Source organism: Bacillota bacterium, assembly GCA_013314855.1.
Taxonomy (GTDB): Bacteria; Bacillota; Clostridia; order Acetivibrionales; family DUMC01; genus Ch48.
Window position 1 is genome coordinate 21,782 of the sequence record JABUEW010000052.1, and the last position, 6,543, is coordinate 28,324.

Genomic DNA, 6,543 nt, shown 5'->3' on the forward strand with positions numbered 1-6,543 from the left:
TGTTTTAGCTATGAAAAGAAGATATAAAAGATATAAAGGGGAAATAGAAATACCCGAAAAAATTAAACAGAATAGACATAAACATATGAAAATTAAGCAAGCTGCTGCTTTAAGGTATAACCCTGATAATAACCTTGCGCCTGAAATAGTTGCCAAAGGGAAGGGCTTAATTGCAGAAAAAATAGTTGAGAAAGCAAAAGAAAGTAATGTACCTATATATTATGATGAAAAGCTTGCAGAAACTCTAAACGCAATGAATCTGGGCGAGGAAATACCACCCCAGCTGTATAGGGTAGTAGCCGAAATACTGGTATTTGTGAGTGATTTGGACAAGAAATATGGCGAAAGATATGGGATTTATAGAAAAGATGAATAAAAAGAATTTAGGACTTTTAGGAGAAAATTTTGCTGTACATTATTTGAAAAGCAACAATTATGTTATATTAGAAAGGAATTTTAGATTTTCAAGATTTGGTGAAATTGACATCATTGCAAAGGACAACGAATATATTTGTTTTATAGAAGTGAAAACACGGACCGGAAGTGTTTTCGGTACGCCCTCTGAAGCAGTGAATAAAAGTAAACAAATTAAAATTAAAATGCTGGCACAGATTTATATTAAAGGAAAAGGGTTGTTTAATAAAAATATAAGGTTCGACGTTATAGAAGTATTTGTGGATAATACCAATGAAAAGCAAGAATTTAAAGTAAGAGACATTAACCTTATAAAGAATGCCTTTTATTAAAATAAACCTATTGAGCGAGGATTGAGTTATGGTAATTGTTGATGCCCATTGTGACACTCTTGTTAAAATTATGGAAACAGGCGAAAACCTTTATTCCAATTCATTGAACTTAGATATTGAACGAATGAAAAAAAGAGGTGAATATGTACAGTTTTTTGCTTCTTTTATTTCTCAGGAGTACTGTGGCGCGTATGCAATGAAGAGGGCAATAGAGCTTATAGATAAGTTATATGAACAATGCAGTTTATATAAGGATGACATTATGTTATGTTGTAATTACAATGATATTACAAACGCTTTAAAATTCAATAAGGTGGCCGCTATTCTTTCGATAGAGGGTGGAGAAGCTTTACAAGGTAGTCTTGCAGCATTAAGAATGTTCTACAAGCTAGGGGTTAGAAGCATATGCCTTACATGGAATCATAGGAATGAGATAGCTGATGGTGTAGCTGAATGTATTACCGGAGGCGGATTAACAAACTTCGGTAGGGAAGTAGTAAAAGAAATGAATAAGATCGGTATGCTTATAGATATTTCACATATTTCGGAAAAAGGTTTCTGGGATGTAATTACATTAACACAACAGCCTGTTATATTATCTCATTCAAATGCGAAAACAATACTAAATCACAGAAGAAATCTTACGGATGAACAGATACTTGCCGTGAAAAAGAACGGGGGAGTTATTGGTATTAACCTGTATCCATATTTTTTAAATGAATCCGGAACTTTATCTATTGGTGATGTAATACGACATATTGAGCATATATTAAGCCTGACGGGAGATAACCATATAGGTATGGGAGCCGATTTTGACCAAATGGAATCGGTATTTGATGGAATTGATGGAGTTGAATATATAGAGGGAATTATTGAAGAGTTATTTAAATTGAATTATCCTGTAGATACCGTAGAGAAAATTGCCGGAGCTAATTTTTTACGTGTTATAAAAGAAGTGATGCTAAATTGATTAGTGTGTTTAAGGCACATTTATTTATTTATTTTTTATTGATAGTACAGTATTCTTGTTATATACTTGTTATATAGTTATATAATTGTTGTGTTATTTGTTGATGTTAAAGCATTATTTGGAGGTAGTTTATGAGCAGGAACACATATGAAAGTCCGTTTAATAGTAGATATTCAAGCAAGGAGATGATTGAACTTTTTTCTCCCGATACAAAATTCAGGACCTGGAGAGCACTATGGATTGCCCTTGCAGAAGCCGAAAAAGAATTGGGATTGGATATAACTAATGAACAAATTGAGGAGTTAAAGAAATATAAGGATGATATAAACTATGATATAGCAGAAGAAAAAGAGAGAGAATTCAGGCATGATGTAATGGCTCATGTACATGCTTATGGGGAACAATGTCCAAAAGCCAGGGGAATTATTCATCTTGGCGCAACTTCATGTTATGTTGGTGATAATACAGATATAATTATTATGAGAGAAGGTTTGAAGATACTAAAAACTAAAATAATAACTATAATAAAGAAGCTATCGGATTTTGCGATAGACTATAAAGATATGCCGACATTGGGGTTTACACACCTTCAACCGGCTCAGCCTGTAACAGTAGGAAAAAGGGCTTGTTTGTGGATTCAGGATTTGCTGATAGATTTGGAAGATTTGGATTATATTTTGAAGAACATGAAATTTTTAGGATCTAAAGGCACAACAGGCACCCAGGCATCTTTCATGGAATTATTTGATGGCGACTATGAAAAGGTTAAAAAGCTGGATATGCTTATAGCAAGAAAAATGGGTTTTGGAAGTGTATATCCGGTTTCAGGCCAGACTTATACAAGAAAACAGGACAGCAGAATTTTAAACCTTTTAAGCGGTATTGCCCAAAGTGCATATAAATTTAGTAATGATATAAGGCTTCTTCAATATATGAAAGAAATTGAAGAACCCTTCGAAGAAAAGCAAATAGGTTCATCTGCCATGGCTTATAAGAGAAATCCTATGAGAAGTGAAAGGATATCCTCTCTGGCAAGGTATGTAATAGTAAATGCAATGAATCCTGCAATTACAGCTTCTACCCAGTGGTTTGAAAGGACACTGGATGATTCCGCAAACAGAAGAATTAGCATATCGGAAGGCTTTTTAGCTGTAGACGCCATATTGAATCTATACATAAATGTGGCATCGGGATTGGTGGTTTATTCAAAGGTGATAGAAAAGCATCTAATGGAAGAATTGCCTTTTATGGCTACAGAAAATATTCTAATGGAAGCTGTTAAGAAAGGGAAGGACAGGCAAGAGATACACGAAAAAATCCGCATCCACTCTATGGAGGCTGCGAGAAAAGTAAAGGTAGAAGGCAAACCCAATGATTTGTTAGAGAGAATTTCAAAAGATGAAGCTTTTGGCATTGCCAGGAATGATATTGAAGCTCTTCTTGACCCTAAAAAGTTTATTGGATGTGCGCCGAAGCAGGTAGAGGATTTCATACAAAATTATGTAAATCCATTGCTTTCATCATTAGAAGCAGAAAAAACAGAAAATTTAGATGTAGAGATAAAAGTATAACAACAAGTATATAAAAGTAATAAAACGCACAGTTGAACATCTTCTTTTTATGTTGTAAAATATTTATTGGAATTGTTGTTACATTATAACGGGGGACAGGATAACATAGGATAACAGTGGGGAGGTAGTCTTCTGTTGATAAATAAATATAGTAATGAGCCTCTTTATTGCCAGTTAAAGTCAATCATAATCAGGAAAATTGAGAATGGAGAGTATCAAGAGGATGAAAAAATTCCTTCGGAGCTTGAATTATGCCAAGAGTATAATATAAGTCGTCCTACTGTCCGTCAAGCTATAACAGAGCTAGCAAACAACGGTTATCTTTACAAAGTAAGAGGGAAAGGGACCTTTGTAGCCAAAACCAAAAAAAGAATAGATATAAAAGACTATTCAGGGTTTACTCCCTCGATATTAGACTGCCAGTCTCCCGAAAACAGGATTATTATTAATACAAGGATAATAAAAGATTCGGAACTTGAAAAATTACGCAGCATATTTAACATACCTGTTGCTCAATATAGTAGAGTTGAATTTGCAGAAGCTATATATCAGACAAAAAATGGAAGCGATATTTATTCCATAAATATTTCTTACATACCCTTAAGTCTGTTTCCTAATATAATAAACAGTATTTTATCATGCCATGCATCCCATGAGATTTTAAAAGGGAAATATCCTCTGGTTCCGGAAAAAACTAAAAGCACTCTGGAGGTAATATATAGTAACCAAGAAGATACCAGATACCTGCAAATCCAAACGGGACAACCCCTTATTAAAATTGAAAATATGATTTTTTCAAAAAGCGGTCAGCTGGTTGAATATGTAACAACAAAATACAGGGCAGATAAGTGCAGGCTTATTTTTGAAAACCTGAGATAAAAATAATATAAATTTCTAAAAACTATTGCAATAGAGATTGCAAATAGAAAAGCTGGTTATAAGGAAAAAGCAGAAGAATTTTTAAGATTAATAGGAGGTTAAGGTTGAAATGAGTACAAACTATAATAAAAATTATAATAGAAATGGAACTAAGACCTGTAGTTTTGGTACACCGGGACGAATAAATCATGATTCTTCTGAATTTTATAATAGTAAGCTTTATCAGGACTTAAAAGTACCAAAGAATAATAATAAGTATACTGAAAATACAATAGAACCTCAGAATTTAAATAAAATATACTGTAAATCAAGTGAAAATATGGATGAAATACCAGATTATAGTGTGCACCTTATGGTAACTTCACCCCCTTATAATGTAAAAAAAGAATATGATAATGATCTATCATTAGATGAATACCGATTATTGCTTAGAAACGTTTTTAAAGAAACATACAAGAAGCTTGTTACTGGAGGAAGAGCCTGCATAAACATTGCTAATTTAGGAAGGAAGCCCTATATACCATTACATTCGTTCATTATTGAGGATATGCTTGAAATAGGGTATTTCATGAGAGGTGAGATTATCTGGAATAAGGCATCCAGTGCAAGTCCGTCTACTGCATGGGGCAGTTGGTTATCAGCTGCAAACCCTGTACTTCGGGATATCCATGAATACATTTTGGTATTTTCAAAAGAATCTTTTTCAAGAAAACAAGAAAATAAAGAAAGTACAATACAAAAGGAAGAATTTTTAGAATGGACTAAAAGTGTTTGGACTTTTCCCGCTGTTTCAGCAAAATCTATAGGACATCCGGCACCATTTCCCGAAGAATTACCGTATAGGTTGATTCAACTCTATACTTTTAAAGGAGAAGTAGTCTTAGACCCATTTTGCGGGAGTGGAACCACGTGCTTAGCTGCAAAAAAGAGTGGAAGAAACTATATCGGATATGATATTAACCCGGATTATGTTGAACTTGCTAATAATCGTATAAATGGTTATTGTTCAGAGCAACTAAGTTTATTTGGCTATAAATATAAATAATCTTAAAGAATCTGCAAAGCAATCGGAATAGAGAAAAACTTTCACACGATTATACAAAATAAAAATTTTGTATAATCGGGGATGGGTAAAGGGGAATTTTTAAAATGGATAATGCACCTATGATTGTAAGAGATTTTTTAAATTATATGGAAACTATTAAAGGCAAATCAAAAAATACAATAAAAGAATATTTTTATGATTTGCGACTCTTTTTTAGATTTATGAAACAATACAAAAAACTAGTTGATCCTGGAATAGATTTTGAAGATATTGATATTGCTGACATTGATATTGATTTAATAAAGTCCATAACCTTAAGCGATTTATACGAGTTTATGTCTTTTTTAAGCCGTGAGCGTGATAACAACTCCAGTTCCCGCGCAAGAAAAGTTGCCAGTATAAAATCTTTTTTTAATTATCTTACAACTAAAGCAAAATTATTGGACTATAATCCCGCATCGGAGCTTGAATCGCCAAAAGTTTTAAAGCGTTTGCCTAAATATTTAAATATTGATGAAAGTAAAAAACTTTTGTATACTATCGATGGAAAACATCGCGAACGCGACTATGCAATAATTACACTATTTTTAAATTGTGGCTTAAGATTGTCAGAATTGGTAAATATTAACATAAATAATATAAGGAACGATACCCTTACTGTTATTGGTAAAGGAAATAAAGAACGCACAATTTATTTGAATAATGCGTGTATAAAAGCAATAAATGATTATCTTAAAGTTAGGCCGGTTAACGGGGTAAAAGATAAAAACGCCCTTTTTCTAAGCGAAAGGAAGCAAAGAATAAGTAATAAAACGGTCCAACATATTGTAAAGAAATACATTGCTTTGTCCGGCCTTGACCCTGAAAGGTATTCTACCCATAAATTAAGGCATACTGCAGCTACACTCATGTATAAATACGGTAAGGTTGATATAAGGGCTTTACAACAAATACTAGGACACGAAAGCATTTCAACCACTGAAATATATACCCATGTTGATAATGCTCAACTGAGGAATGCAATAGACAGTAATCCTCTCGCAAATGTACAAATTGATTATAATAAGTATAATAAGGATGATTCTTGAAATTAGCAGCAAAAACATATGTAAAGAAAAAATAATGTCAGAGATGAAGCACGAATTTAAAAGAAAGAGAAAACAAGAGTTATAGAGAGTAGCAAAAAAATATTTTCGCAAAACCGAGTTGGACACGTACAAGATTAGTATTGTATAGTAGACTTGGGGGAGGTAGGTAATCAAGTCATGAACAATACTAATAGAACATTTTCAGGTAGGACATTTAGTCCTGAAGATATAGAAATGATAAAAT

The 6,543-nt window shown here is 33.0% G+C and carries 7 protein-coding genes; all 7 read left to right on the forward strand.

Features of this window, described 5'->3' with window-relative positions; translation table 11 throughout:
• The first annotated feature begins 85 nt into the window (after positions 1-85).
• The 7 genes from HPY74_10510 to HPY74_10540 all read left to right on the forward strand — a co-directional run bounded on the left by HPY74_10510 (position 86) and on the right by HPY74_10540 (position 6,299).
• Positions 86-376 (forward strand): EscU/YscU/HrcU family type III secretion system export apparatus switch protein, encoded by a 291-nt coding sequence (locus HPY74_10510; GenBank protein NSW91081.1) that lies wholly within the window; start codon positions 86-88, stop codon positions 374-376.
• On the forward strand, positions 369-746 hold the full coding sequence (locus tag HPY74_10515) for a YraN family protein (protein NSW91082.1): 378 nt from the start codon (positions 369-371) through the stop codon (positions 744-746). Before HPY74_10510 ends, HPY74_10515 begins: the two co-directional genes overlap by 8 nt.
• Before the next feature lie 28 nt (positions 747-774).
• Positions 775-1,716: a dipeptidase gene (locus HPY74_10520; protein ID NSW91083.1), complete on the forward strand. Its 942-nt coding sequence runs from the start codon at positions 775-777 to the stop codon at positions 1,714-1,716.
• A 131-nt stretch (positions 1,717-1,847) separates the two neighbouring features.
• Positions 1,848-3,287: an adenylosuccinate lyase gene (locus HPY74_10525; GenBank protein NSW91084.1), complete on the forward strand. Its 1,440-nt coding sequence runs from the start codon at positions 1,848-1,850 to the stop codon at positions 3,285-3,287.
• 135 nt (positions 3,288-3,422) lie between these two features.
• Positions 3,423-4,166, forward strand: a complete 744-nt coding sequence (locus HPY74_10530; GenBank protein NSW91085.1) for a GntR family transcriptional regulator — start codon at positions 3,423-3,425, stop codon at positions 4,164-4,166.
• A gap of 109 nt (positions 4,167-4,275) precedes the next feature.
• Positions 4,276-5,211, forward strand: coding sequence for a site-specific DNA-methyltransferase (locus HPY74_10535; GenBank protein NSW91086.1), 936 nt, complete (start codon positions 4,276-4,278; stop codon positions 5,209-5,211).
• A gap of 104 nt (positions 5,212-5,315) precedes the next feature.
• A complete protein-coding gene (locus HPY74_10540; protein ID NSW91087.1) occupies positions 5,316-6,299 on the forward strand; it encodes a tyrosine recombinase XerC in 984 nt (327 codons plus the stop codon).
• Positions 6,300-6,543: the final 244 nt, after the last annotated feature.

Coding starts and splice junctions, on each gene's coding strand:
- HPY74_10525 (NSW91084.1), top strand. CDS start 1,848: ATGAGCAGGAACACATATGAAAGTCCGTTTAATAGTAGATATTCAAGC.
- HPY74_10510 (NSW91081.1), top strand. CDS start 86: ATGAAAATTAAGCAAGCTGCTGCTTTAAGGTATAACCCTGATAATAAC.
- HPY74_10535 (NSW91086.1), top strand. CDS start 4,276: ATGAGTACAAACTATAATAAAAATTATAATAGAAATGGAACTAAGACC.
- HPY74_10540 (NSW91087.1), top strand. CDS start 5,316: ATGGATAATGCACCTATGATTGTAAGAGATTTTTTAAATTATATGGAA.
- HPY74_10515 (NSW91082.1), top strand. CDS start 369: ATGAATAAAAAGAATTTAGGACTTTTAGGAGAAAATTTTGCTGTACAT.
- HPY74_10520 (NSW91083.1), top strand. CDS start 775: ATGGTAATTGTTGATGCCCATTGTGACACTCTTGTTAAAATTATGGAA.